At 26.9% G+C, this 2,657-nt stretch carries 4 protein-coding genes; 2 read left to right on the top strand and 2 right to left on the bottom strand.

Annotation, left to right across the window (positions count from 1 at the left end; translation table 11 throughout):
- The first annotated feature begins 63 nt into the window (after positions 1–63).
- Both NSA58_RS18575 and NSA58_RS18570 read left to right on the top strand, forming a co-directional pair.
- Entirely contained in the window at positions 64–528 is a 465-nt protein-coding gene (locus NSA58_RS18575) for a methylated-DNA--[protein]-cysteine S-methyltransferase (RefSeq protein WP_039679466.1), read from the top strand.
- 12 nt (positions 529–540) lie between these two features.
- Positions 541–1,374 (top strand): deoxyribonuclease IV, encoded by an 834-nt coding sequence (locus NSA58_RS18570; RefSeq protein ID WP_039679467.1) that lies wholly within the window; start codon positions 541–543, stop codon positions 1,372–1,374.
- A gap of 27 nt (positions 1,375–1,401) precedes the next feature.
- Here NSA58_RS18570 and NSA58_RS18565 read toward each other — a convergent pair whose 3' ends face one another.
- Positions 1,402–2,103, bottom strand: a complete 702-nt coding sequence (locus tag NSA58_RS18565) for a DNA alkylation repair protein (RefSeq protein WP_039679468.1) — start codon at positions 2,101–2,103, stop codon at positions 1,402–1,404.
- Positions 2,104–2,244: 141 nt separating this feature from the next.
- On the bottom strand, positions 2,245–2,508 hold the full coding sequence (locus NSA58_RS18560) for a hypothetical protein (protein ID WP_039679469.1): 264 nt from the start codon (positions 2,506–2,508) through the stop codon (positions 2,245–2,247).
- Positions 2,509–2,657: the final 149 nt, after the last annotated feature.

The raw sequence follows: 2,657 nt of genomic DNA, 5'->3' as shown, positions 1-2,657 counted from the left end.
AAATAGTACAAAGTTTTATAGAGAGGAGATATAAGATATTAATTAGTCTTATATTATAATTAAATGAATAATATATTTTTTTATGAAACAGAAATAGGTATTATAGGAATTAGGGAAAATAATAAATCAATAACAGATATATTTTTTTCAAAGGTAGATACTAATGATAATATAGAAGAGACAGATTTAATAAAAGAATGTTTTAAACAGTTAAAAGAATACTTTGAAGGAAATAGAATGAAATTTGATTTGCCATTAGATGCTAGGGGAACAGAATTTCAAAAGAAAGTTTGGAATGAACTTTTAAATATACCTTATGGTGAAACTAAAAGTTATAAAGATATTGCTGTAGCTATCGGGAATGAAAAAGCATGTAGGGCTATAGGAATGGCAAATAACAAAAATCCCATACCAATAATAATTCCATGTCATAGAGTGATTGGCTCTAATGGAAAATTAGTTGGATACGCGGGTGGAGTTAATGTTAAAGAAAAATTACTTAATATAGAAAAAATAGACGTAAAATAAAGGAGAATTACGATGTTAAATATAGGATGTCACTTATCAGTATCAAAAGGTTTTAAAAATATGGGAAAGGAAGCATTGAGTATAAATGCTAATACTTTTCAATTTTTTACTCGTAACCCAAGAGGTGGAAAAGCAAAAGATTTAGATGAGAAAGATATACAAGCTTTTTTAGAGCTTGCAAAAGAAAATAAATTTGCTAAATTATTAGCTCATGCACCATATACATTAAATGCTTGTGCAGCTGACGAAAGTAAAAGAGAGTTTGCTATACAAACTTTTGCAGATGATTTAAGAAGATTGGAAAGTGTACCAGGAAATTTATATAACTTCCATCCAGGAAGTCATGTAAAACAAGGAGTAGAAGTTGGAATTCAATATATTGCAGATATGATAAATCAAACTTTAACACCAGAGCATACTACTACAGTATTACTTGAAACTATGGCTGGAAAAGGTACTGAAATAGGAAGGAATTTTGAAGAATTAAGAGCTATAATAGACAAGGTTGAATTAGGTGACAGAATAGGTATATGTATGGATACTTGCCACGTATTTGATGCTGGATATGATATTGTAAATGATTTAGATGGAGTTCTAGAAGAGTTTGATAAGGTATTAGGATTAGATAGATTAAAAGCAATTCATCTAAATGATAGTTTAAATGTTCGTGGAAGTCACAAAGATAGACATGCTAAAATAGGTGAAGGAAATATAGGATTAGAAGCTATAACTAGAATAATAAATCACCCAAAACTTAAAAATATTCCTTTCTTACTTGAAACACCAAATGAATTAGATGGATATGCTAAAGAAATAGAATTATTAAAAAGTGTATATAATGGATAAATAAAGTGCTTGGGACTAAATTAAGTCTCAAGCATTTTTCTTTTTCATACTTCTCATTAAATCCTTATATTCTGTACTTACACGATTAGACTCTATAATTTTTTGTAATGACTTATTATATGTAAAATTATCTAAGTTATTATTTTTTAAAAAAAATAAAGTTTTATCAGGAAAGTGGATATATGCAAATGATATAGCCCAAGCTACAGCCATTTTAACATAATATCCATCATGATGAATATTATTTAAAACACTTAATACACTATCAATATAATCATCAACAATATAAAAATTAAGCATCATAACAACAGCGAACCTTACATCAAATTCATTTTTAGATGAAGCATAAGGTAGTATGAAATCCCAAACCTCACTCATACTTTTCTTAGTAAACTTTAAATTATTGCAAAAACTATCACAAACTGCCCAATTATTTATCTTTGGAACAAAGTTTCTTATGTATTTTAATCGAGTTTCATTATCAGTTTTAATATAGCCAATTATTAACCCTTCAACCATGACCTCTTCATAGTATTTAGCATTATCATTATTCAAGTAATCTTCATAATTATTTTTTGATAAATCTTTTGATAACTTTCTTAGGATTGGAAGTCTAACACCTAAAATATTTTCCACACCAGGACATAAATTACTATGAAATTTTTTATACTTTTCATCAGCTAAATTAATTAACTCTTCTCTAATTTCTTCTTTTTTATTATTAAACATATAATCACCTCATATAAATGAGTATATCACACATAATAAATTAATAAACATGAAGAAAGAAGTCTAAATTTTATCATTATAAAAAATAGACTTCTTACATTTAACTTTTGAAGCAAAGTATTGAAGGGAAATAGAGTTTAATTATTTATGGTTACAATGACATCCTTCATGCTTGTGACCATCAGCATGTTTTCCATTACAACATTTGTAATCAGATTCTTCTTTGTGTGCCTTTTGGTGATTACCACAACATCCATTAGAACAATTGTTTAATGGTGCAAAACCTTGATTATCCATTGCGTTTGATTTAAACGTAGGAACATCAGGAGTAAGACTCTTGTTTAATGTTGGATTAGTTTCAAACTGAGGTTTATTTCTAAATACATCATTATTTCTATGACTCATAAAATACCTCCTTAAGATACTTCTCATTAATAGTATGCTAAAAAAATCATAAAAATATGGTAAGAATAAAAAAGAATAAATCGAATTAATTGCCAATTACTAAAAATAAAAGAAATAATGAAAAATTTTGATAAAAGTAAATAAAATAA

Source organism: Terrisporobacter muris (assembly GCF_024621905.1).
GTDB lineage: Bacteria > Bacillota > Clostridia > Peptostreptococcales > Peptostreptococcaceae > Terrisporobacter > Terrisporobacter muris.
Note: the sequence above shows the minus strand (reverse complement) of the source record. Positions and strands in the feature narration are given on the sequence as shown.

Bases quoted from the DNA above. Each gene is read 5' to 3' on its own strand.
- NSA58_RS18570 (WP_039679467.1), top strand. From the start codon at position 541: ATGTTAAATATAGGATGTCACTTATCAGTATCAAAAGGTTTTAAAAAT.
- NSA58_RS18565 (WP_039679468.1), bottom strand. From the start codon at position 2,103: ATGTTTAATAATAAAAAAGAAGAAATTAGAGAAGAGTTAATTAATTTA.
- NSA58_RS18575 (WP_039679466.1), top strand. From the start codon at position 64: ATGAATAATATATTTTTTTATGAAACAGAAATAGGTATTATAGGAATT.
- NSA58_RS18560 (WP_039679469.1), bottom strand. From the start codon at position 2,508: ATGAGTCATAGAAATAATGATGTATTTAGAAATAAACCTCAGTTTGAA.